This window comes from Streptomyces sp. NPDC029151 (assembly GCF_055564315.1).
In genome coordinates this window covers 90,226-111,691 of record NZ_JBVHWQ010000004.1, presented here as the reverse complement: position 1 = coordinate 111,691, position 21,466 = coordinate 90,226, and the positions used below count along the sequence as shown (strand labels likewise).

At 73.1% G+C, this 21,466-nt stretch carries 18 protein-coding genes and 1 pseudogene; 11 read left to right on the top strand and 8 right to left on the bottom strand.

The genetic code is table 11. From position 1 onward, the window contains the following. Positions 1 to 126: 126 nt before the first annotated feature. The 4 genes and pseudogenes from ACZ4VF_RS17020 to ACZ4VF_RS17005 form a co-directional block, all read right to left on the bottom strand. Positions 127 to 717 (bottom strand): malonic semialdehyde reductase, encoded by a 591-nt coding sequence (locus ACZ4VF_RS17020; RefSeq protein ID WP_467926708.1) that lies wholly within the window; start codon positions 715 to 717, stop codon positions 127 to 129. Between the two features lie 127 nt (positions 718 to 844). Then, on the bottom strand, positions 845 to 1,072 hold the full coding sequence (locus ACZ4VF_RS17015; protein ID WP_189301942.1) for an exodeoxyribonuclease VII small subunit: 228 nt from the start codon (positions 1,070 to 1,072) through the stop codon (positions 845 to 847). Continuing rightward, positions 1,069 to 2,277 carry an exodeoxyribonuclease VII large subunit gene (xseA, locus tag ACZ4VF_RS17010; protein WP_467926706.1) on the bottom strand — a complete coding sequence of 403 codons (1,209 nt, stop codon included), beginning with the start codon at positions 2,275 to 2,277 and terminating at the stop codon, positions 1,069 to 1,071. The genes ACZ4VF_RS17015 and xseA overlap by 4 nt, the downstream gene beginning before the upstream one ends. Before the next feature lie 136 nt (positions 2,278 to 2,413). After that, positions 2,414 to 3,714 (bottom strand): annotated as a pseudogene (locus ACZ4VF_RS17005) (APC family permease). Between the two features lie 65 nt (positions 3,715 to 3,779). Between ACZ4VF_RS17005 and ACZ4VF_RS17000 the strand changes: the two are divergent. Further along, the gene (locus ACZ4VF_RS17000) at positions 3,780 to 4,796 is read left to right on the top strand and encodes a 4-hydroxy-3-methylbut-2-enyl diphosphate reductase (protein ID WP_467926705.1); all 1,017 of its coding nucleotides are present in this window, start codon (positions 3,780 to 3,782) and stop codon (positions 4,794 to 4,796) included. A gap of 29 nt (positions 4,797 to 4,825) precedes the next feature. Then, positions 4,826 to 5,572 (top strand): polyphosphate--glucose phosphotransferase, encoded by a 747-nt coding sequence (gene ppgK, locus ACZ4VF_RS16995; protein WP_467926704.1) that lies wholly within the window; start codon positions 4,826 to 4,828, stop codon positions 5,570 to 5,572. Between the two features lie 371 nt (positions 5,573 to 5,943). Here the strand turns inward: ppgK and ACZ4VF_RS16990 are convergent, their stop codons facing one another. After that, complete coding sequence (locus ACZ4VF_RS16990) at positions 5,944 to 6,453, bottom strand: DUF6542 domain-containing protein (protein WP_467926703.1); 510 nt, start codon at positions 6,451 to 6,453, stop codon at positions 5,944 to 5,946. 185 nt (positions 6,454 to 6,638) lie between these two features. On the opposite strand from ACZ4VF_RS16990, the gene ychF reads away from it, so the two are divergent. After that, on the top strand, positions 6,639 to 7,727 hold the full coding sequence (gene ychF / locus ACZ4VF_RS16985; RefSeq protein ID WP_467926701.1) for a redox-regulated ATPase YchF: 1,089 nt from the start codon (positions 6,639 to 6,641) through the stop codon (positions 7,725 to 7,727). Here the strand turns inward: ychF and ACZ4VF_RS16980 are convergent. Beyond that, complete coding sequence (locus tag ACZ4VF_RS16980) at positions 7,717 to 8,112, bottom strand: tyrosine-type recombinase/integrase (RefSeq protein WP_467926700.1); 396 nt, start codon at positions 8,110 to 8,112, stop codon at positions 7,717 to 7,719. The two genes, ychF and ACZ4VF_RS16980, sit on opposite strands and share 11 nt — an antisense overlap. A gap of 237 nt (positions 8,113 to 8,349) precedes the next feature. On the opposite strand from ACZ4VF_RS16980, the gene ACZ4VF_RS16975 reads away from it, so the two are divergent. The 5 genes from ACZ4VF_RS16975 (at position 8,350) to ACZ4VF_RS16955 (ending at position 15,704) form a co-directional block, all read left to right on the top strand. Continuing rightward, positions 8,350 to 8,814, top strand: a complete 465-nt coding sequence (locus ACZ4VF_RS16975; protein ID WP_467926699.1) for a hypothetical protein — start codon at positions 8,350 to 8,352, stop codon at positions 8,812 to 8,814. Then, entirely contained in the window at positions 8,811 to 9,467 is a 657-nt protein-coding gene (locus ACZ4VF_RS16970; protein ID WP_467927354.1) for a hypothetical protein, read from the top strand. Before ACZ4VF_RS16975 ends, ACZ4VF_RS16970 begins: the two co-directional genes overlap by 4 nt. 3 nt (positions 9,468 to 9,470) lie before the next feature. Next, positions 9,471 to 14,135 carry a putative T7SS-secreted protein gene (locus ACZ4VF_RS16965; protein WP_467926698.1) on the top strand — a complete coding sequence of 1,555 codons (4,665 nt, stop codon included), beginning with the start codon at positions 9,471 to 9,473 and terminating at the stop codon, positions 14,133 to 14,135. 4 nt (positions 14,136 to 14,139) lie between these two features. Further along, positions 14,140 to 14,538, top strand: a complete 399-nt coding sequence (locus ACZ4VF_RS16960; RefSeq protein WP_467926696.1) for an Imm7 family immunity protein — start codon at positions 14,140 to 14,142, stop codon at positions 14,536 to 14,538. Positions 14,539 to 14,885: 347 nt separating this feature from the next. Then, the gene (locus ACZ4VF_RS16955; protein WP_467926695.1) at positions 14,886 to 15,704 is read left to right on the top strand and encodes a DUF1266 domain-containing protein; all 819 of its coding nucleotides are present in this window, start codon (positions 14,886 to 14,888) and stop codon (positions 15,702 to 15,704) included. Between the two features lie 45 nt (positions 15,705 to 15,749). Here the strand turns inward: ACZ4VF_RS16955 and ACZ4VF_RS16950 are convergent, their stop codons facing one another. Then, positions 15,750 to 16,145: a winged helix-turn-helix transcriptional regulator gene (locus ACZ4VF_RS16950; protein WP_467926694.1), complete on the bottom strand. Its 396-nt coding sequence runs from the start codon at positions 16,143 to 16,145 to the stop codon at positions 15,750 to 15,752. A gap of 80 nt (positions 16,146 to 16,225) precedes the next feature. Here ACZ4VF_RS16950 and ACZ4VF_RS16945 point away from each other — a divergent pair, with 80 nt between their 5' ends. Next, a complete protein-coding gene (locus ACZ4VF_RS16945) occupies positions 16,226 to 17,746 on the top strand; it encodes an MFS transporter (protein WP_467926693.1) in 1,521 nt (506 codons plus the stop codon). Between the two features lie 70 nt (positions 17,747 to 17,816). Here ACZ4VF_RS16945 and ACZ4VF_RS16940 read toward each other — a convergent pair whose 3' ends face one another. After that, on the bottom strand, positions 17,817 to 19,058 hold the full coding sequence (locus tag ACZ4VF_RS16940) for a serpin family protein (RefSeq protein ID WP_467926691.1): 1,242 nt from the start codon (positions 19,056 to 19,058) through the stop codon (positions 17,817 to 17,819). 221 nt (positions 19,059 to 19,279) lie between these two features. On the opposite strand from ACZ4VF_RS16940, the gene ACZ4VF_RS16935 reads away from it, so the two are divergent. Both ACZ4VF_RS16935 and ACZ4VF_RS16930 read left to right on the top strand, forming a co-directional pair. After that, positions 19,280 to 20,452: a DUF4190 domain-containing protein gene (locus tag ACZ4VF_RS16935; RefSeq protein ID WP_467926690.1), complete on the top strand. Its 1,173-nt coding sequence runs from the start codon at positions 19,280 to 19,282 to the stop codon at positions 20,450 to 20,452. Between the two features lie 149 nt (positions 20,453 to 20,601). Further along, positions 20,602 to 21,354 carry a GntR family transcriptional regulator gene (locus ACZ4VF_RS16930; protein WP_467926689.1) on the top strand — a complete coding sequence of 251 codons (753 nt, stop codon included), beginning with the start codon at positions 20,602 to 20,604 and terminating at the stop codon, positions 21,352 to 21,354. Positions 21,355 to 21,466: the final 112 nt, after the last annotated feature.

Here is a 21,466-nt window from a genome sequence, read left to right as displayed (position 1 = left end):
CCGCTCTGCCGTGGAAGGCGGCGCAGGTCCCCACCCTCCACCCCCCCCCCCCCCTCCCCCCCCCCCCCCCCACCCCCCCGCCCCCCCCTCCCCCCCCCCCCCCCCCCCCCCCCGCGGTCGGGCTGCTCAGACGGTCGTGACGACGTCCTCGTACGCCAGGCGCGGGGAGCGCGGGAACCAGGCGTCCGGGCCCGGCTTGCCGATGTTGACGACCATCAGCGGGGTGTGGTCGTCGTCCAGGAACTCCTTGCGGACGCCCTCGAAGTCGAAACCGGTCATCGGGCCGGCGGCCAGGCCCGCGGCACGGACGCCGATGATGAAGTAGGCGGCCTGCAGCGCGGCGTTCAGCGCGGCGGCGCCCTCACGGGCCGGACGCTCGCTGAAGAAGAGGTCCGCGGCCTGCGGGAAGTGCGGGAAGAGGGCCGGCAGCTCCTCGTGGAACTCGTTGTCCGCGGAGAGGATCGCGACCAGCGGGGCGGCGGCCGTCTTCGGCTGGTTGCCCTCGGCCATGTGCTGCACCAGGCGCTCGCGGGCCTCGGGGGAGCGGACCAGGGTGATGCGCAGGGGGCTCTGGTTGAAGGCGGTCGGGCCGTACTTGACCAGGTCGTAGATCGCCTGGACCTGCTCCTCGGTCACCGGCTCGTCGGTGAAGGTGTTCGCGGTGCGGGCCTCACGGAACAGCAGGTCCTGGGCAGCGGGGTCAAGAACGAGAGACATGTGACTTCCTCGGATGCGCGTCCGGTCCGGAGCCCGGACCGGCTGACGGCACGACCCTACGACAGATGAGGTTTAACCTTCAACTAAAGCGGGGGTGCGGTGACCCGCCTCACAGCGCGCGCCCCGCTCAGTCCTCGGCCTGCTCCGTCTCCTCCTCCTCGGCCAGCGCCGCGTCCAGCCGGGCCCGGGCCCCCTCCAGCCAGCGCCGGCACACCTTGGCCAGCTCCTCGCCGCGCTCCCACAGCGCCAGGGACTCCTCCAGCGTCGTCCCGCCCGCCTCCAGCCGCCGCACGACCTCGATCAGCTCGTCCCGCGCCTGCTCGTACGAGAGCGCCTCGTCCACCTTGCTCGTCATTCGCTCACCTTCACTGTGAATTCACCCTCCGCGACGCGGGCCCGCAGCGCCTCGCCCGCCGTCACCTCGTCCGGACCGCGCACCACGTGCCCGTCCGCCCGCTGCAGCACCGCGTAACCGCGCTGGAGCGTCGCCGCGGGGGAGAGGGCCACCACGCGCGCGTGCGTGTGCGTGAGCTCCGACTCGGCGCGGTCCAGCAGGTGCCCCACGGTCCGCCGCCCGCGGTCGAGCAACGCGGCCACGTGGTCGGCGCGCTCGTCGATCATCCGGTGCGGATCCTCGACCGACGGCCGCGCCAGCGCGTGCGCCAGCCCCCGCTGCTCCCGCTCCAGGAACGCCGCCGTGCAGCGCCGCGCCCGGTCCCGCAGCATCCGCACCCGCTCCAGCTCCTCGCCGACGTCCGGTACGACCTTCTTGGCCGCGTCCGTGGGCGTGGAGGCGCGCAGGTCGGCGACGTGGTCCAGCAGCGGGTTGTCCGGCTCGTGCCCGATCGCGGACACCACGGGCGTACGGCACTCCGCCACGGCCCGCACCAGCTGCTCGTCGGAGAACGGCAGCAGGTCCTCCACGCTGCCCCCGCCGCGCGCGACGATGATCACGTCCACCTCGTCGACCGCGTCGAGTTCCTTGACCGCCTGCACGACCTGGGGAACGGCGTGCACGCCCTGCACGGGGACGTTGCGCACCTCGAAGCGGACGGCGGGCCAGCGGTGCCGGGCGTTCTCCAGCACGTCCCGCTCCGCGGCGGAGGCCCGGCCGCACACCAGCCCGATCAGCTGCGGCAGGAACGGCAGCGGCTTCTTCCGCTCCGGCGCGAACAGGCCCTCCGCCGCGAGCGCCTTCTTCAGCTGCTCCAGCCGGGCCAGCAGCTCGCCGACGCCGACCGGCCTTATCTCGGCGGCCCGCAGGGAGAGCTGGCCCCGCGGCGCGTACCACTCCGGTTTCGCCAGGACGACCACGCGGGCACCCTCGCCGACGACGTCCGCGACCGTGTCGAAGACCTGGCGGTAGCAGGTCACGCTGACGGAGATGTCGTACGACGGGTCGCGCAGCGTCAGGAACACCACACCGGCGCCCGGCCGGCGCGACAGCTGCGTGATCTGCCCCTCGACCCACACCGCGCCGAGCCGGTCGATCCACCCCCCGATCAGCCGCGACACCTCGCCGACGGGCAGGGGGGACTCCGGGGACGTGTTCACAGCCATGCGGCCGAGCCTAACGGCCCCCACGGACAACGGGACCGCGCGCCGTGGGAAGGACCGCGTCGCCGGGAACGACCGCCTCCGGGGTGCTCGCGCGGGCTCCCCGCGCCGTCACCGGCGCCCCCGCGGGGGCCCTCGCCTACCCGCGCACCTCCCGCCGCCCCCGTTGACCCACCAGCACCGGCAACCCGGCCACCAGCCAGGCCGCCCCCACCACCTGCGCCACCCCGGACGCCTCCACGACGACCGCCACCGTGATCACCGCCCCCGCCACCGGCACCAGCACATGCCGCCACCAGCTCGTTTCCCCCCGCCGCACCACGAAGTACCCCACCACGCTCGCGTGCAGCAGCGTGAACGCGGACAGCGCCCCGATGTCGACCACCGAGACGAGCCGGTCCAGACGGTCGTCCCGCCGCGCCGCCCACCCCGCGGCCACCAGCGTCACCACCGCCGCGCACAGCAGCGCCACCCGCGGCACCCCGGCGTCCGTCCGGGCCGGCGCCCGGGGCAGCCTCCGGTCGCGGCCCATGGCGAACAGCAGCCGCCCGGCCGCCGCCTGCCCGGCCAGCGCCGCGAACGCCGCGCCGATCGCCTTGCTCGCGGCCACCAGGTCGTGCAGCCACGTGCCGACGGCGGAGTCCACCGCGTCGTAGAACGCCGAACCCTGCGACGCGGGATCGTGCGCGAGCCGCGCGGACGTCGTCGGCTCCGGCAACGCGACCAGGTACGTCTGCGCCACGAACAGCACCCCGGCCGGCGCCAGGCAGAACAGCAGCGCCCGCGCCACCTTCGCCGAACCTCCGGTGACCTCCTCGGCGAACGTCGCGATCGCGTCGAAGCCCAGGTAGGACAGGACCGCCACGGAGACCGCGCCGAACACCGCCGACAGCGCGAACGCGCCCTGCGTGCCGTCCCCGGTCAGCGGCGATAGCCAGCCCCGCTGCGCCCCGTCCCGCGCCGGCACCACGACCGCCGAGACCGCGAACACCAGCAGCACCACGACCTCCAGCGCCAGGACGGCGAAGCCCACGCGCGCGGCGGCCCGTACCCCCCGCAGGTTCAGCAGCGTCGTGACGACCACGGCCAGCGCCGTCCACGCCCACCGGGACACCCCGGGGACCAGCGCGTTCATCGCGATGCCGGAGAAGAGGTACGCCACCGCCGGGACGAGCACGTAGTCCAGCGCCGCCATCCAGCCCGCGACGAACCCGGCAGCGTCGCCGAGCCCCGCGCGCGTAGGCGAACACCGACCCCGCCTGCGGTACGACCCGCACCATCTGCGCGTAGCTGAACGCGGTGAACCCCATGGCGACCGTGGCCACCGCGTACACCAGCGCCACCGCGCCGTGCGAGCGGGCGTCCAGCCCGGAGGCCGAGACCGCGTCGCAGCCCGTCCCGCGCGCCGGTCGTGGAAGCTGTCGTTCCGGTGTCGGACATACGCCTCGGTCTTCCCCGCGGCGGCGCGGGGAAGCGATCCCGGCGCCGCCGAACGCACCCTTACGATGGGACCCATGACCGCTTCCTCTGGCCGCCGTGTCCTGCTCGCCGCCCCCCGGGGCTACTGCGCCGGCGTCGACCGCGCCGTGATCGCCGTCGAGAAGGCCCTGGAGCAGTACGGGGCCCCGATCTACGTCCGGCACGAGATCGTCCACAACAAGTACGTCGTGCAGACCCTGGAGAAGAAGGGCGCGATCTTCGTCGAGCGCACGGAGGAGGTGCCGCCCGGCAACATCGTCATGTTCTCCGCGCACGGCGTCGCCCCCGTGGTGCACGAGGAGGCCCGGCAGGGCCGGCTCGCCACCATCGACGCCACCTGCCCCCTGGTCACCAAGGTCCACAAGGAAGCCGTGCGGTACGCGGGCGAGGACTACGACATCCTGCTGATCGGCCACGAGGGGCACGAGGAGGTCATCGGCACCTCCGGCGAGGCACCCGACCACATCCAGCTGGTCGACGGCCCCGCGGACGTCGAGAAGGTCGAGGTCCGCGACCCGTCGAAGGTCGTCTGGCTCTCCCAGACCACCCTCTCCGTGGACGAGACCATGGAGACCGTCGACGCCCTGAAGACGAAGTTCCCCGGGCTCGTCTCCCCGCCCAGCGACGACATCTGCTACGCCACGCAGAACCGGCAGCTCGCCGTGAAGCAGATGGGCGCCGAGGCCGAGCTGGTCATCGTCGTCGGCTCGCGCAACTCCTCCAACTCCAAGCGGCTGGTCGAGGTCGCCAAGCTCGCCGGCGCCCGCGAGGCCTACCTGGTGGACTTCGCCGACGAGATCGACGAGGCCTGGCTGGAGGGCGTGAGCACCGTCGGCGTCACCTCCGGGGCCTCCGTGCCGGACGTGCTGGTCGAGCAGGTCCTGGAGTGGCTCGCCGAGCGCGGCTACGCGGACGTGGAGCTGGTCAAGGCCGCCGAGGAGTCCATCACCTTCTCGCTGCCCAAGGAGCTCCGCCGCGACCTGCGCGAGGAGGCGGCGGCGCTGGTCGCAGAGCGCGGCGGGAGCGGGACGTCCGGGGCATGACCGCTGGTGGCCCGTCGTAACGTGGAGCCATGCAGATCTTCGGCGTGGACATCGGTGGATCCGGGATCAAGGGCGCCCCAGTGGACCTGGACCGGGGGGACCTGGCCCAGGAGCGTTGCAAGGTGCTCACCCCGCACCCGGCGACACCCGACGGCGTGGCCGACGGGGTCAGGCAGGTCGTCGAACACTTCGGCTGGACCGGCCCGGTCGGCCTGACCTTCCCCGGAGTGGTCACCGGCGGCGCCACGGTCCGTACGGCGGCGAACGTCGACAGAAGCTGGATCGACACGGACGCGCGCGCGTTGTTCAGCGACCGGCTCGGCGGCCTGCCGGTGACCGTGGTCAACGACGCGGACGCGGCGGGCGTCGCCGAGATGCAGTTCGGCGCCGGCAAGGGCCGCCGGGGCACGGTGATCCTTCTCACCTTCGGCACCGGCATCGGCAGCGCCGTCTTCGTCGACGGCACCCTGCTGCCCAACACCGAGCTGGGCCACCTGGAGCTGAACGGCCACGACGCCGAGAGGCGCGCCTCCAGCAAGGCCAAGGAGGACCACGACCTCAGCTGGGAGCAGTGGGCGCACCGCGTCCGGAAGTACCTGGCGCACGTGGAGATGCTGTTCTCCCCGGAGCTGTTCATCATCGGCGGCGGGGTCAGCCGCAAGGCGCAGAAGTTCCTGCACCTCCTGGAGGACGTCCAGGCCGAGATCGTCCCCGCGCAGCTGCAGAACAACGCGGGAATCGTGGGCGCGGCGATGCGAGCGGCCCAGCACGCCTGACGGGTACGGCCGGGTACGGCGTGCGGCGCAGGGGGTGCGGGACCGGCCGGGCTGCCGGCGCCCTCCGCACCCTGCGCCCGCCGCACCGGGCGTGCGGGGTCAGCTGCGCCGCCGGTGTCGTCGTACCCGCCGCGCCGGGCGTGCGGGGTCAGCGGCGCCGGTGGTGTCCTTGTACCCGCCGCACCTACCGCGCCGGGCGTGCGGGGTCAGCTGCGCCGGCGGTGTCCTCGTACCCGCCGCACCTACCGCGCCGGGCGTCCGGGGTCAGCCGCGCCGGTGGTGTCCTCGTACCCACCGCGCCGGGCGTCCCGGGTCAGCCGCGCCACCGGTGTCCTCGTACCCGCCGCACCTACCGCACCGGGCGTCCGGGGTCAGCCGCGCCGGCGGTGTCCCCGTACCCACCGCACCCGGCGCACGAGCACGACCGCCGCGGCGGCGAGCGTCCCGCCGTACAGCCAGCCCGCCTGTGTGGCCAGCCCGGTGACCAGCCCCATCAGCCGGCCGGGGAGCCCCCCGCCGCCCTCGGCGACCGGCAGCAGCCCCACGGCGAACGCGATCGGCGCCACGACGGGCGCGCTCAGCACGTCACCCGCGCGCACCCACAGCGCGGTCAGCACACACACCGGCAGGAACAGCACACCGTAGACCGCCGGGGACGCGCCGAACACCAGCGCGTCCAGGCAGCCGATCAGGAACATCGCCGCGAGACCGAACAGTCCGCTGCCGAGCCCGGTCAGCCGGGGGTTCGGCAGGTGCCGAGCAGCGGGCGCGGGCCGTCGCTCCCCGGCGGGCCTGCGCCGTGCCTGCGCCGGCAGCGGAGATGACGAGGGCACGCCACGTCGCGGTCCGTCGTTCGGGCGATGCGTTCTGTGTTGCTCCACAGGGACCAACCTAGGTCTGTTTATGTGCCGAATCGGCTTCCAGACACGCCGGTGGGCGGAGCTTGGCCGAGGGTTCGCCGCATCCGTGAGGCGGGCGCGCGGGACGCCGTAAACTGGTGGATCGGCCAGTGTCGGTCTCTGGCCCCTGGCAGCCCCTGGCCCACTCAACAACGGGAAGTCGCAACGTGTCGCTCACGATCGGAATCGTCGGCCTGCCCAATGTCGGCAAGTCGACCCTGTTCAACGCCCTGACCAAGAACGACGTGCTGGCGGCCAACTACCCGTTCGCCACGATCGAGCCGAACGTCGGCGTGGTCGGCGTGCCCGACGGCCGTCTCGCCCAGCTGGCGTCGATCTTCAAGTCGGAGCGGATCCTCCCGGCCACCGTCGACTTCGTGGACATCGCCGGCATCGTGCGCGGCGCCTCCGAGGGCGAGGGCCTGGGCAACAAGTTCCTCGCGAACATCCGCGAGTCCGACGCGATCTGCCAGGTCATCCGCGCCTTCAAGGACGAGAACGTCGTCCACGTCGACGGCAAGGTCTCGCCCAAGGACGACATCGAGACGATCAACACCGAGCTGATCCTCGCCGACCTCCAGACCATCGAGAAGGTCCTCCCGCGCCTCCAGAAGGAGTCCCGGATCAAGAAGGACCTCGCTCCCAAGGTCAAGGCGGTCGAGGAGGCCAAGGAGATCCTGGAGAAGGGCGACACCCTCTTCTCCCAGGGCATCGTCCAGGGCACCGAGCGCGCGGAGCTCCTCCACGACCTGCACCTGCTCACCACCAAGCCCTTCCTCTACGTCTTCAACGTGGACGAGGACGAGCTGACCGACGAGGACTTCAAGAACGAGCAGCGCGCCCTGGTCGCCCCCGCCGAGGCGATCTTCCTCAACGCCAAGCTGGAGGCCGACCTCGCCGAGCTGGACGAGGAGGAGGCCCTGGAGCTGCTGGAGTCCGTCGGCCAGCACGAGCCCGGCCTCGCCACCCTCGCCCGTGTCGGCTTCGACACCCTCGGCCTCCAGACGTACCTGACGGCCGGCCCCAAGGAATCCCGCGCCTGGACCATCAAGAAGGGCGCCACGGCCCCCGAGGCGGCCGGTGTCATCCACACCGACTTCCAGAAGGGCTTCATCAAGGCCGAGGTCATCTCCTTCGAGGACCTGCTCGCATCCGGCTCGGTCGCCGAGGCCCGCGCCAAGGGCAAGGCGCGCATGGAGGGCAAGGACTACGTGATGCAGGACGGGGACGTGGTGGAGTTCCGCTTCAACGTGTGATCCGTTCGGCGAAAGGCCGTCTGACCTGCGACAGAGCGGGTCGGGCGGCCTTTGTGGTGCGCACGGAGTCCGCAGCGTGCCGACGTCGGCCGGCGCGCGGGGCAGCGGCCTGTGCCGCTTCGCCGGCCCGCGGTCGGGCATCGGCGGGCTGGTCCGCCAACGCCTTGTCGGCGGCGGCCCGGGTCCCCTCCTCGGAGCCGGGCCACAGGTGGGTGTAGATGTTCAGCGTCATGGCCGCGTCGGTGTGGCCGAGGCGCTCGGAGACCGTCGTCACGGACTCGCCGGGCTTCATCAGCAGGCTGGCGTAGTGGTGCCGGAGGGCGTGAGGTCCGGTACCCCTCGCCATGCCGGCCTTCGCGCAGGCGGGCCGCCAGGCTCCGTCCATGAAGTGCGTGTAGACCACGGGCCAGCCGCGCGGCACCCGGCACCCGCACACGACCCTTCCGGTCGCACGAGCCTCCTTGGAGTGTGGCGACACAGCGTCCGACGTGTCCTCGTGGTGATCATGCCGCCGTCCAGAAGGGAATTCGGGGCAGGAGCGGAATGGCCGGGAACCATCGGTGCGGGCGGGACGTGGATTCTGTGGGAGCACGTTGTCGACGATGTCGGGGGAGGCACGGAAGTGCGTGACGGGACTGCACTCGCCGAGCGGATCGCCGAGCGGCGGGCCGGGACGGGTGATCCGCGGGCGCTCCTCGGGGAGTTGAGGCGGGCCTGCCTGCTCGTCCCGCTGGACCGGGGCGGGCTGTGGACGGGGCGGTTCGGCGGGGTGCGCTGGGTTTTCGCGTTCACCGGCGAGGAGGCCCTCGCCCGCTTCGCGCAGGAGCGGGCGAGGGAGTCCGGAAGCGCGCAGGACAGCGCGCGGCCCTGGGAGTTCGCCGAGCTGCTCGGCGCCCGGCTGCTGGACGAGGTCATCCCGGCGATGGGCGAGCCCGCGGGCATCGCCGTCGACGTCGCCGACCCCTACGGGGCCATGCTCTTCCCGCCCGTCCTGGGCATCGTTCCGGAAGAAGCCGCCGTCGATGCGCCGGCCAGGCCCGTCGGCGGGACCGGGTCGACCGGCGCGACCGCGGGGGGTGCCGTCTGATGGGTGACGGGGCGAAGGACCTCCATGTCGACGCCTACACCGTCCAGCGGCTCACTCAGGGCCTGCACAACGCGGTCGGTGAGCTGAAGGAGATCGGTACGAGCACCGGAGCGGTGCTCGGCAAGGGTTTCTCCGAACTGGCGATGACCGGCATGGAGGCCGGGCACCACGGCCTGTCCGTGGACTTCGAGGACTTCTGCGAGCGGTGGGAGTGGGGCGTCCGCGCGCTGATCCAGGACGCCAACGCCATCGCGGCGAAGCTCGGCCTGGCCGCGGGCGTGCTGTGGGAGGAGGACCAGTACGTCGAGAGCGCGCTGAAGTACGGCGTCAACTCGGTCGCCGGCGGCAGCCCGTACGCCTCCGAGGAGGAGATCGCCGGGCAGAGCTGGGGCCAGGTGTTCACACCGGACGCGCTGAACCCGGACTGGAGCGCCGAGTCGTGGGACCGCGCCGGTGACGAAATGGCCCAGACCTGGAAGGACACCGGGCGCGCGCTGCTCACCGAGGGGGAGGGCGGCGAACGGACGCGGAGGCTCAACGACCTCCTCGGCATCGACCAGGACCAGTTCGACAAGGCCGTGGACGACACGTTCGGGCCGTCGCCCGAGGAGCTGGCCGAACAGCAGCAGCAGGGCAACGGCGGGGGGCACTGACGCATGGGCATCGGGGACTACCTCAGCGACATCACCCCTGATGTCGTGGAGGACGCGGTCGAGGACGGCGTCGAGTGGGCCGGCAACCGGATCGAGGACGCCGGCAACTGGACGGCGGACCGGCTCGACGACGTCGGCTGGGAGTCCGGTGCGGACTGGGTGCGCGACAAATCGCGGTCCCTGGCCAACCGGATGGGCGCCCAGGTGGACGAGCTGGACCTCGGGCAGACCGAGGACAAGACCAAGCTCGTCTACGGCTCGCCGGGCAAGCTGCGCTCCACCGCCACCCACCTGCGGCACTTCACGGACTCCTTCAACGATGTCGGGCTCGGTCTCGAAGGCCTCGACTCGGACTCCCTGCGCGGCCGGGCGGCGGACGCGTTCCGCGGGACGGTGAAGCTGGAGCCGCCCAAGTGGTACAAGGGCGCGGACGCGTTCGAGGAGGCGGCGAAGGCCCTGGAGTCGTTCGCGGACACGGTGACCTGGGCGCAGGGCCAGGCGCAGCTCGCCATCGACAAGTGGAAGGAAGGCACGAAGGCCTCGGCGGACGCCCTTGACGCGCACAAGAAGAAGGTCGAGGGCTACAACAGCGCCGTCGAGAAGTACAACGCGACGCCCGCCGACAAGCGTGACCCCGCCACACTGCCGCCGAAGCCGGGCGAGTTCTCCGACCCCGGCAAGGCGAAGATGCAGGAGGCGCAGGACATCCTGGCCGAGGCGCGCAAGCAGCGGAACTCCGCCGCCGAGGCCGCCCGCAAAGCCGTGCAGAAGGCCCGGGACGCGGCCCCGCCCAAGCCCTCCTACGCCGACCAGCTCAAGGACGGTCTCGACGAGGCCGAGCTGATGAAGACCCACTTCGGCATGGGTGTGGTCAAGGGCGCCGCGGGCATCGTGAACTTCGTCCGGGGCCTCGACCCGCTGGACCCGTACAACATCACGCATCCGGCCGAGTACGTCACCAACCTCAACAGCACCGTCGCCGGTCTCGTCCAGGTCGCCAACGACCCCTGGGGCACCGGCAAGCAGATGCTGGACAACTTCATGAAGGACCCGGCGGAAGGCCTCGGCACGCTGGTGCCGGACGCGATCCTCACCGTCGCGACGGGTGGCGCCGGAGCCGCCGCGAAGGGCGCGCGGCTCGCGGAGGACCTCTCGGACGCCGCCAAGGCGCGCCGCGCCCGCAGGCTCAGGGAGACCGTCCGCAGGCCCGACGGCAAGCGGTGCGGCCGTGAGCCCGTCGACTTCGCGACCGGCCGCATGTTCCTGCCGCAGCAGGACGTTTCGCTGCCGGGCAGCCTGCCGCTGCTGTTCCGCAGGGACTTCGAGTCCTCGTACCGGGCGGGCCGCTGGTTCGGTGAGAGCTGGTCGTCCACGATCGACCAGCGGCTGACCGTCGACCCGATCGGTGTTGTCCTCCACGGTGAGGACAACCTGCTCGTCCCCTATCCGCACCCCGCCCCCGGCACGCCGGTGCTCCCCGAGGCGGGGCCGCGCTGGCCGCTGGAACGGCACACCGACGGCAGTTACACGCTCACCGACCCGGACACGGGTCTCGTCCGGCACTTCCTCGCGCCGTCCGGCGCCGAGCCGGGAGGCAACGGCTGCGCGCCGCTCGCCGAGATCGCCGACCGCAACGGTCGTACGATCACCGTCGAGTACGACGAGGAGGGCGCCCCGCTCGCCCTCACCCACTCGGGGGGCTACCGCCTCACGTTCACCACGGAGAACCGCCGGATCACCTCGCTCAGCCTCGGCGGAACCGAGATAGCCCGGTACGGATACAGCGAGGAAGGCCACCTCACCGAGGTCGCCAGGTCCTCCGGCGTTCCCACCCGGTTCGACTACGACACCGAGGGCCGCATCGTCGCCTGGACCGACACCAACGGCTCCCGCTACAGCTTCGTGTACGACGACGGGGACCGGTGTGTGTCCCAGACCGGCGCCGAGGGGCATCTGCGCTCGGAGTTCCACTACAGCGACCCGCACCCCGACACCGGCCTGACCACCACCACGGTCACCGACTCCCTCGGCCACACCTGGCGCTACACGGTCAACAGCCACCTGCAGGTGGTCGCCGAGACCTGGCCCACGGGCGCGACGGTCCGGTACGCCTACGACCGCGACGACCGGCTGCTGTCCCGTACCGACCCCCTCGGCGGGCGCACCGAGTTCCGCTGGGACGACCGGGGCCGGCTGGTCTCCACGACCCGCCCCGACGGCAGCGTGCAGACTGCGGCCTACAGTGGCGACGGGCGCCCCGTCGAGCTGGTCCAGCCGGGCGGGCTGCGCTGGAAGCAGGAGTTCGACGAACGCGGCAACCGGGTCGCGGTCACCAACCCCGCCGGGCGCACCACCCGCTACACGCACGACGCGCTCGGGCACGTCACCTCGGTCACCGACCCCCTCGGCGCCACGACCCTGCTGCGCCACAACGCCGCCGGCCTGCTCGTCGCCGAGACGACCCCGGACGGCGCGACGACGACGTACGTGCGGGACGCCTTCGGCCGGATCACCGAGCGCACCGGACCGAGCGGCGGAACCGCCCGCTTCGAGTGGACTCCCGAGGGCCGGCTCGCGCGGTTCACGGCCGCGGACGGCGCCGTGGAGACGTGGACGTACGACGGCGAGGGCAACTGCCTCAGCCACACCGACGCCGAGGGCGGCACCACGGCCTTCGAGTACACCCACTTCGACCTGCTCACGGCCCGCACCGACCCCGACGGAACCCGCCACGAGTTCACGCACGACACCGAGCTGCGCCTCACCGAGGTCCGCAATCCCCTGGGGCTGCGCTGGAGGTACACCTACGACCCGGCCGGCCACCTCGTCGCCGAGACCGACTTCGACGGCCGCACCGTCACCTACGACGTCGATCCGCTCGGCCGGGTGCTGACCCGTACCAGCCCGCTCGGCACGGCCGTCCGCTACGAGCGGGACGCGCTCGGCCAGGTCGTCCGCAAGGACGCCGGCGGCGCCGTGACGACGTACGAGTACGACCCCGCGGGCCGGCTGCTGCGGGCAAGCGGGCCCGACGCGGAGCTGATGTACGCGTACGACCACCGGGGTCACGTCAAGGCCGAGCTGGTCGACGGGCAGGTGCTGTCCTTCGCGTACGACGCGGCCGGGCGCCGCACCCGGCGGGTCACCCCGAGCGGCCATGTCACCTCCTACACGCACGACAGCGTGGGCCGTGCCACCGCGCTGAACGTCGCGGGCCACGACATCGTGTTCACACGTGACGCCGCGGGGCGTGAGCTGACCCGCAGCGTCGGGGCGACGCTGACGCTGACGTCGGACTGGGACGCCGCAGGCCGGCTCACCGCCCAGGAGGTCGCGCGCGGCGGCCACCGGCTGAACCTGCGGACGTACGCCTACCGTGAGGACGGCCATCTCGTGGCGGTGGACGACGCCCTGCGCGGCCCGCGCCGCTTCGGCCTGGACGCCACGGGCCGGGTCACCGCCGTCACGGCCGGCCGGTGGAGCGAGTCCTACGCGTACGACAGCGGCGGCAACACCGTCTCCGCCGCCTGGCCGGACCGGCACGCCGGCGGCGACGCCCGCGGCAACCGCTCCTACGCCGGCACCCGGATCACAGAGGCCGGGGCCAACCGCTACGTCTACGACGACGCCGGCCGGCTGGTCCGCCGTTCGAAGACCCGGCTGTCGAAGAAGCGTGACGTGTGGTCGTACACGTACGACGCCGAGGACCGGCTCACCGAGGTCACCACCCCGGACGGCACACTGTGGCGCTACCGGTACGACCCGCTCGGCCGGCGCGTCGCCAAGGAGCGCATGGCGGCCGACGGCCGGACGGTGGCCGAGCGCACCCGCTTCGTGTGGGACGGTCCCGTGCTCGCGGAGCAGACCACGGAGGTCCCCGGCGAGCTGCCCCACCACACCACGCTGACCTGGGACCACGAGGGCCTGACCCCGGTCGCCCAGACGGAACGGCTCACCGACGCGGCCACCCGGCGGGAGATCGACACGCGGTTCTTCGCCATCGCGACCGACCTCATCGGCAGCCCGACCGAGCTGATCGACGAGGACGGGCGCATCGCCTGGCAGAGCCGCACCACACTGTGGGGCATCACGACGTGGAACGCCGACGCGTCCGCGTACACACCGCTGCGGTTCCCCGGCCAGTACTTCGACCCGGAGACCGGCCTCCACTACAACCACCACCGCTACTACGACCCGCAGACCGCCCGGTACACCACGCCCGACCCGCTGGGCCTGGCGCCCGCGCCCAACCCGACGGCGTACGTGCACAACCCGCACCGGTTCAGCGATCCGCTGGGCCTCGCGCCGTACGAGGACAACGGGGGGCTCGGCGACCTCATCGAGGTCAACAAGCCCGACCCGGACGCGGACAAGCTGGCCGAGAAGCTCGGCGGAGCGCCCCGCAGGAGGTTCGCCAACGACCCGGACGGACGGGAGTTCGACGCGATCAGCGACGACTACGTGGCTCAGGCGAAGCCCAAGGACTTCACCCTGAACAAGAAGTTCCGCAAGCAGGCGCAGGCCACGTTCGAGGCGGCGATCCAGAGTGGCCGCACGCCGTACTTCCACTTCGACGGACCGCCCGGACCAGGGGTGATCGATAAGCTCCAGGAATACGGACGCCGGTACGGCGTCGAGCCGGTGATCGACACGACTCCGCTGGAGTGAGGACATGTACGAGTTCCATGGCTGGTTCGGCATTTCCGAGGACCCGTACGAGGACGACCCGCGGTCCCTGAAGGCGGGTGTCGAGGAGCTGCGTGCGCACATCGACGCGGTCCGGTGGGGCTCCAGCTGCAAGGTCGCGCTCGACGTCTTCAACGGGCTGGACGTCGTCACGGCCACCGGCCACACCAACCACGTCGGTTACGAGGCCGCACAGGTGGACGAACTGCTGGCCTACATCGCACGCCGGTTCCCAGGCTCGTGGGGGATGCTCTACGACCGCTCGGACGACGGCGACATCCCGAACGCCGACAACGCGTTCCGGGTGCGCGTGATGCGCAGGGGGACCGTCGAGGAGCGGCTGGATCCGTTCCTGTCGCCGTGCAATCCGGTGATCGAGGACTGAGCCCGGGCGGGGCGCGCGTCAGCCCGCGTGCCGCCTCGCGGACCCGGGCGGCCTCCCCGTCGGCGGAGCCGCCCGCCCCCGCCCGGCTCCCGGCGTGACCGACGTCCTTCCAGCCCCGGAAGTCGGAGTGACCGCAGTCAGGATCGCGGATGAGGGGGCGTGGGTGTGCGGAGGGCGTGAGCGGGCGGCTCGGCGCGAGCGGTACGAGGAGGAGGGGCCCGGGGATTGCTCCCGCGCCCCCATCCGTACCCGGTCTTCCAGTCGTACACGCTGCGCGACCTGGCCGACGGCCTGCCCGACGGCGTCGACGGCATCGCGGTCGAAACCGGACCCCGGTCCCGATACTCATGGCGGCCGATGCGGAGGAGCGCCAGGTGTGGCGGGCGCTGCACAACGAGCACGGGGACGAGGAAGGCCGCGCCGAGCGGCTCGTCACCCTGCGCTCCGGGGCGCCCTCGCCCGGCCCGCTCCTGCACGGGCTGGCCCTCGGCGCGCACATGTGCTTCGTCAACGGCGAGGCCTGGAACAACCCGCACTGCCACGGTCTGGGCCGGTCCATCCAGCAGCGGCTGCTGGACCGGGAAGTCTCCCCCGGGTACTGGGAGTTCGTCCTCGACGCGCGCACCGCGCTCGCCGAGCGGCACACCGGCGGACGGCTGCAGGCCGTCGACGCCACCGCGTGGCGCGCGTACGTCGGGACGGCCCTGCGGGAGCGTGCCGCGCAGGGCCCGGAGCAGATCGGCCCGGACCGGGAGCAGTTCGTCGCCCATGTCGTGGGCCCGGTCGGCGAGGTGCTGCGCTACGAGGGCAGGTTCCGCGCCGACGGCCTGCTCGCGCCGGACGCCGCGGTGCGTTCCGTGGCCGCCTGGGACATCGGCCGCGCCTCGATGATGGCCCGCTGGGGCTGCGGCGCCCGGTTCGCCACCCGCGCCGAGATGCGCGAGGCCGTCGTGGAGGCGAGCGGGGCCGCGCGGGCCGCGCACACCTCCTGGCGGGACTTCTCCGCCGGCTACGCGCTGGGCCGCTGCCTGCACTTCGACGACGAGCGGTTCGGCGGCTGGTACCGGGAGATGCTCGCCGCCCACCCGACCCTGGCCACCCGCTCCGACAGCCCCTGGCAGACCGTCCCCTTCCGCCTGCCCCACGGCGCGGGACTGGGCGCCTAGCCGCTCGACCGGCCCCGCCCGGCGCGGTGCGGAGCCGCAGGGGCGTCAGGCCGGGACGGTCGGGGAGTGCGCGGCGTCGTACACCGCGTGGGCGCGGGCGATGTCGCCGCTGTGCCGTTTGGCCCAGTCGACGAGGGAGAGCAGGGTCTCGTACAGCTCCAGCGCCATCCCCGTGCACTCGTACTCGACCCTGGGCGGAACGGTCGGGTAGACGGTGCGCACCAGCAGGCCCTCGCGTTCCAGCTTGCGCAGGTTGAGGGTGAGCATGCGGCGGCTGATGCCCTCGATGCCGCGCTCCAGCTCGCTGAAGCGCACGGGGCCCTTCGCCGCCGCGACGAGGATTCCGATGGCCCACTTGCCGGCCACCCGCTCCAGGACCTCGCTGACCGGGCACGCCGGGTTGTCGGCCTGCTCCGTCACATCCGTGTGACCCCGAGACATAAAAGTGCCTCCTTCCGCGGGCCGTTGACGTTACACAAGATGGACCCCGTAACAAAGTGAAACCACCGAGGGGGAGTTCCATGTCCGCTCACGTCCCGCGCCTGCGAGCGGGCGACGGCGCGTCCCGCCGGCTCGCGCTGGCGATCCTCTGCGCCGGCCAGCTGATGGTGATCCTCGACGGCACCATCGTGAACGTGGCGCTGCCGTCCATCCAGGAGGACCTGGGCTTCTCCCCGTCGGACCTCGGCTGGGTGGTGAACGCGTACCTGATCCCCTTCGGTGGCCTGCTGCTGCTCTCCGGCCGGTTCGGTGACCTCTTCGGCCGCAAGCGCGTCTTCGCCACCGGCCTGGCCGTGTTCACCGCCGCCTCCCTGCTGTGCGGACTGGCGCAGAGTCCGGCCACGCTGCTCGCGTCCCGCTTCGCCCAGGGGGTGGGCGGCGCCGTCACGTCCTCCGTCACGCTGGCCATGGTCGTCACCCTGTTCACCGGGCCCGGGGAACGGGCCAGGGCGATCGGCGTCTACAGCTTCGTGCAGTCCGCGGGCGGCACGCTCGGCCTGCTGCTGGGCGGTGTGCTGACGCAGACCGTCGGCTGGCACTGGATCTTCTTCGTGAACGTGCCGATCGGTGCCGTGGCCGTCCTCACGGCCCTGCGCCACCTGCGCGCCGAGGAGGGCGCCGGCACGGGCAGGAGCGCCGACGCGCTCGGCGCCGTCCTCGTCACGGCCGCGCTCATGCTGGCCGTCTACACCGTCGTGGAGGCGGCCGACCACGGCTTCGGTTCCCCGCCCGCCCTCGGCTCCGGCCTCGCCACCCTCGTCCTGCTCGCGGCGTTCGTGCTGCGCCAGGCCAAGGCCGCGGACCCGCTGCTGCCGCCCCGGATGTTCACGATCCGCAACGTCTCCGGCGCCCTGGGCACGCACACCCTGATGATCTCCGGCATGTTCGGCTTCCAGTTCCTGGCCGTGCTGTACATGCAGAAGGTCCTCGGCTTCGACGCGGTGCGGACCGGCTTCGGCGTGGTCCCGGTCTCGCTGCTCATCGGCCTGATGTCGCTGTTCCTCGCCCCGCGCCTCATCGCCAGGGCGGGCCCCCGGACCGTGCTGCTCGGGGCGCTGGTGCTGATCGCCGGCGGTCTCGCGTTCCTCGGGCAGGTCTCGGCCGACGGCGCCTACCTCACCGACGTGTTCCCGGCCACCGTGCCGCTCGGCATCGGCTTCGGCCTGGCGATGCCGTCGCTGGCCGGCCTGGCCATGTCGGGTGCGACCCCGCGGGACTCGGGACTGGCCTCGGGGATGTTCAACACCATGCAGCAGGTGGGTGCCTCCCTCGGGCTGGCGATCCTGAGCACGCTGGCCGCCTCGCACACCAGCACCGCCCTGGGTGACGGAACCGCCCGCGCGCACGCCCTGACCGAGGGGTACCAGCTGGCCTTCCGGGTCGGTTCCGGCTTCGTCCTGGGCGCCCTGGTGGTCGCCGCGACGGTGCTGCGCGACCCGCCCCGCCCCGGCACCCGCGCCGGGGCCGCCCGCCCCGGCACCGCCCCGGCCGCCCACCCCGCCGCCACCCGGCCGACGGAGACGGACACCGCCTCGGCGTGACGCACGACGGGCACGCGAAGGGGGCCGTACCCGGCGGAGTACGGCCCCCTCCCGCCCGCGCTCCCGCGGGTCACCGCGCCGGCGGGGCCCCCGGAACACCCGGGACCGGGTACGGCGCCGGTTCCGTCACCCAGCCCGCCGCCAGCACCAGGCGGGAGTCGCGGTCCACGGCGAGGAAGGCGAAGGGGCGGTCGAAGGTGACCCGGACGACCGTCGTCTCGTAGCGGTACTGCGGCATCGCCCCGGCCGGCACCGGCATGACCGCCGTCACCGCCGCGGCCCGGAAGCCGAGCGCGCCGAACTGGGCCACGGCCGACTGGCGGGCCTCCCCCACGGCCAGCGGGTAGGGGCTCACCCCCGGGAAGTGGCCGGCACCGGTGTCCATGGCCGCCGTGAGGCCGAAGAGGCCGGCCAGGGCGAGCAGGTCGTGGTCGGCCCGCACCTCGTACGCCACCGTCGTCACGTCCAGCGTCCTCGGCTCCGGCGCGGTGGCCGGCTGCTGCTCCACGTGCAGACCGGGGCCCACGTGCCCGTGCGGCAGCGCGCCGCCCGCGGTCAGCGGCAGGCCGCGCTTCACGATGCCGACGCCGGCCGCGAGCACCTGACCCGGCGTCATGCGCTCCTCGCCCAGGACCAGGTGGACGTCGACGCCGTTGTCCCCGGGGACGGTCAGCGCGGTGACGAAACCGTCCGGCGTACCCGTCACCCCCACCCGGTCGGGCCGCACGCTGCGCCGGTGCAGGCCGCGCAGGGTACGTCCCTGCCAGGGCCCGGCGCCGGGCCGCAGCGGCTGCTCCGTGAAGGGCTGGCGCCAGGTCGTGCGCAGCGCCAGGGCGGTGGCCAGCACCATCCGCGCCTCCCGGGTCAGCGTCGCCGGCATCCGCTCCACCAGCCCGCCGGTCCGCTCGGCCGCCCAGGCGTCCAGCCGCTCCTGCGCGGTGACGAGGTCGTCCCCGAACACCCCGTGGGCGCCGGCGGGCAGCCCGGCCCGCCACTCCTCGCGCAGGGCCAGCCCGTGGTGCGTCCACAGGCCGAGCGCCGCGTCCAGGCCGGACACCGAGGCCAGCGCCGCCAGCAACTCCCGTCCGGCACCGGCCGCCCTTTCGGCCGGTACGCCCAGCGCGCCCGCCAGCTCGGCGCGCGCCGGACCGGCCGCGCCGTCGGCGAGGAAGGCCAGCAGCGGCCAGACGCCCGGCGCGGAGAACACCGTGCCCTCGGCCAGGGCCCCGGCCCAGCGGGCGGTCAGCCCGTTCACACACCGGACCGTCTCCTCGGTCACCTTGCTCACTCGTTCCCCCACGGTGCTGCTCACTCCTGCTTCCCCCTTGTTCACGTACGTCCCCGCACCCCGGCCCGCTCACCGGGCCGGTTCACCGGCGGCCGCGCCCCCGTCCCGCCGTCCCGCCCCGTCCCCACCCGCATTCCGCCCCCGCTCGTGTGCCGCTTACCATGCGGCCAGTCGTACGTCAGTCCAGCCGCCGGACGGCCGCCCGGTCCCGTGCTGCCGCCGCCCGATCCAGGAGCACGGTACCGGTGTCCCTACCTCCGCCTCCCGGCCCCCACCAGCCGGAAGGGCCGTTCCGGCCCCCCGCGTCGCAGCCGCGGGGGGCGTACGGTCCGCCGCCGTACCCGCAACCCGCGGGCTACCAGCCGTGGAGCCAGGGCTACAGCCCGTACAACCACCCCGCACCCGTCAACGGCCTGGCCATCGCCTCCCTGGTGCTCGGGGTGCTGTGCTTCCTGCCCGGGGTGGGGCTGGTCCTCGGGCTGGTGGCGCTGCGGCAGATCCGCCGGCGCGGCGAGCGCGGGACGGGCCTGGCAGTCGGCGGGGCGGTGCTGTCCGGGGTCGGACTCGCGCTGTGGGCGCTGCTGATCGCCACGGGCGGCGCGGCGGAGATATGGCACGGGTTCAAGGAGGGCGCACGCGAGGGCACGACGATCTCCCTCGCGAAGGGCGAGTGCTTCGACGCGCCGGACGGTGCGCTGACCGGCGACACCTACGACGTGGACAAGGTGGAGTGCACCGGCGCGCACGACGGGGAGGTGTTCGCCTCCTTCCGGCTGCCGGGCGGCGCCTACCCCGGCGACGACGCGGTCGCCGACACCGCCGAGGAACGCTGCCGGGGCCTCCAGGACGGCTACGCGATGGACGGCTGGGCGGTCCCGGAGAATGTCGACGTCTATTACCTGTCGCCGACCGGGGAGAGCTGGTCCGCCGGGGACCGCGAGGTCACCTGCGTGTTCGGCGCCGCCGACGAGGGCGAGGACCTCACCGGGTCGCTGCGCAACGACGAGACCGTCCTCGACGCCCACCAGGTCGCCTATCTGAAGGCCGCGCACGTCCTCAACGCGGCCATGGACACCGCCCCGGACGAGAGGTACGTGGAGGACGACCTGCCCGGGCACAAGGCGTGGGCGGGCCGGGTGGCGACCGCGCTCGAAGAGCAGGCCGGGATGCTCCGCGCGCACGACTGGCCGGCCGGCGCCCGCAAGCCGGTCGCCGCGCTCGCCGCCGACCTGGACAGGGCGCGCGCGGAGTGGGCGAAGGCCGCCAGGGCCGCGGACGCGGACACCTTCTACACGCACTACGACACCGGCTTCGACCTCCTCGAGCCCCGGCGGACGGTCGCCGTGCGCACGGTCCTGGGGCTCGCCACCACCGTCCCGCGGGGCGACGACGGAGCCGGCACGAGCGCCCAGGTGTGAGAACACGCCTATACGGGGGAGGAACCGCCTGGGTAAAGCCCTCCCCGGCCTTTTGTCATCACATCGAGTGATTCTCTGGCCTTCGCTTGCATGGCACAACCCACGGTTGCCAGGCTGTTGCTGTCTGTACAACCTGAGGGGAGCGGCCAGTGACTTTCGGTGAGCAGCCGGCGTACCTGCGCGTCGCGGGTGATCTCCGCAAGAAGATCGTCGACGGTTCACTCCCGCCCCACACCCGTCTCCCCTCCCAGGCCCGCATCCGGGAGGAGTACGGCGTCTCGGACACGGTCGCGCTCGAAGCCCGCAAGGTGCTGATGGCGGAGGGCCTGGTCGAGGGCCGTTCCGGCTCGGGGACGTACGTGCGCGAGCGGCCCGTGCCCCGCAGGGTGGCCCGCTCCGGATACCGCCCGGCGGGCGGCGCCACCCCGTTCCGGCAGGAGCAGGCCGACGCCTCGGTGCGCGGCACCTGGGAGTCCAGCAGCGAGCAGGCCGAGGCCGGCGCGGCCATCGCCGAGCGGCTCGCGATCCGGACCGGGGACCGGGTCATGCGCACCAAGTACCTCTTCCGGGAGGCCGGCGAGCCGATGATGCTCTCCACCTCCTGGGAGCCCCTGGCCGTCACCGGCCGCACCCCCGTGATGCTGCCCGAGGAGGGTCCGCTCGGCGGGATGGGCGTGGTCGAGCGCATGCGGGCCATCGACGTCATCGTGGACAACGTCACCGAGGAGGTCGGCGCCCGCCCCGGCCTCGCCGAGGAGCTGCACCTGCTCGGCGGGGTCCCGGGCCATGTCGTCCTGGTCGTCCAGCGCACGTACTTCGCCTCCGGCCGCCCGGTCGAGACCGCCGACGTCGTCATCCCGGCCGACCGCTACCGCGTCGCCTACCACCTGCCCGTCAAGTGACCTCCCCGGCAGGCGGCCGCCCCCGCCCGGGCGGCACGCCGACGGCCCCCTCGGCGTGAGGTAGCGCACACCTCGTGCGCCTCGCGCGCGGTCGCCCCCGCGGACCGGCACC

What these genes read in the sequence shown, in the direction of transcription:
- ACZ4VF_RS16950 (WP_467926694.1), bottom strand. Translation starts at nt 16,145, where the DNA reads ATGTCTCGGGGTCACACGGATGTGACGGAGCAGGCCGACAACCCGGCG.
- ACZ4VF_RS16965 (WP_467926698.1), top strand. Translation starts at nt 9,471, where the DNA reads ATGGGCATCGGGGACTACCTCAGCGACATCACCCCTGATGTCGTGGAG.
- ACZ4VF_RS17000 (WP_467926705.1), top strand. Translation starts at nt 3,780, where the DNA reads ATGGGACCCATGACCGCTTCCTCTGGCCGCCGTGTCCTGCTCGCCGCC.
- ACZ4VF_RS16945 (WP_467926693.1), top strand. Translation starts at nt 16,226, where the DNA reads ATGTCCGCTCACGTCCCGCGCCTGCGAGCGGGCGACGGCGCGTCCCGC.
- xseA (WP_467926706.1), bottom strand. Translation starts at nt 2,277, where the DNA reads ATGGCTGTGAACACGTCCCCGGAGTCCCCCCTGCCCGTCGGCGAGGTG.
- ppgK (WP_467926704.1), top strand. Translation starts at nt 4,826, where the DNA reads ATGCAGATCTTCGGCGTGGACATCGGTGGATCCGGGATCAAGGGCGCC.
- ACZ4VF_RS17015 (WP_189301942.1), bottom strand. Translation starts at nt 1,072, where the DNA reads ATGACGAGCAAGGTGGACGAGGCGCTCTCGTACGAGCAGGCGCGGGAC.
- ACZ4VF_RS16960 (WP_467926696.1), top strand. Translation starts at nt 14,140, where the DNA reads ATGTACGAGTTCCATGGCTGGTTCGGCATTTCCGAGGACCCGTACGAG.
- ACZ4VF_RS16980 (WP_467926700.1), bottom strand. Translation starts at nt 8,112, where the DNA reads ATGGACGGAGCCTGGCGGCCCGCCTGCGCGAAGGCCGGCATGGCGAGG.
- ACZ4VF_RS17020 (WP_467926708.1), bottom strand. Translation starts at nt 717, where the DNA reads ATGTCTCTCGTTCTTGACCCCGCTGCCCAGGACCTGCTGTTCCGTGAG.
- ACZ4VF_RS16955 (WP_467926695.1), top strand. Translation starts at nt 14,886, where the DNA reads ATGGCGGCCGATGCGGAGGAGCGCCAGGTGTGGCGGGCGCTGCACAAC.